The sequence below is a fragment of the Hoylesella enoeca JCM 12259 genome, from assembly GCF_000613405.1.
In the GTDB taxonomy this organism is placed as follows: domain Bacteria; phylum Bacteroidota; class Bacteroidia; order Bacteroidales; family Bacteroidaceae; genus Prevotella; species Prevotella enoeca.
Window position 1 is genome coordinate 1 of record NZ_BAIX01000114.1, and the last position, 729, is coordinate 729.

1 rRNA gene is annotated in these 729 nt (G+C 51.7%); it reads right to left on the bottom strand.

Annotation, left to right across the window (positions count from 1 at the left end):
• Positions 1–729 (bottom strand): 23S ribosomal RNA (locus JCM12259_RS12850); the annotation flags it as partial.

The following is a 729-nucleotide window of genomic DNA, read 5'->3' on the forward strand; positions in this document are numbered from 1 at the left end:
CCCCAGTTTCCTGCCTGCTCGGCATGTCTGCCTCCCAGTCAAGCGCCTTATGCCATTGCACTCTATGAGACCGGTTACCAATCGGTCCGAGGGCACCTTTGGAAGCCTCCGTTACGCTTTTGGAGGCGACCACCCCAGTCAAACTACCCACCAAGCAGTGTCCACACCATAGGTGTGTTAGACCTCAGACAGCCAAAGGGCCGTATTTCAAGGATGGCTCCACGAATGCTGGCGCACCCGCTTCGAAGCCTCCGGCCTATCCTACACATCGGATGACCAAGGTCAATGCTAAGCTGTAGTAAAGGTTCACGGGGTCTTTTCGTCCCATCGCGGGTAATCGGCATCTTCACCGATACTACAATTTCACTGAGATCATGGTTGAGACAGCGTCCGGATCATTACACCATTCGTGCAGGTCGGAACTTACCCGACAAGGAATTTCGCTACCTTAGGACCGTTATAGTTACGGCCGCCGTTTACTGGGGCTTCAATTCAATGCTTCCTATTGCTAGTGACATCTCCTCTTAACCTTCCAGCACCGGGCAGGTGTCAGGCTGTATACGTCATCTTTCGAGTTTGCACAGCCCTGTGTTTTTGTTAAACAGTTGCCTGGACCTATTCTCTGCGCCTCATATTGCTATGAGGACCCCTTATCCCGAAGTTACGGGGTCAATTTGCCTAGTTCCTTAACCATGAATCTCTCAACGCCTTAGTATATTCTACCCGACC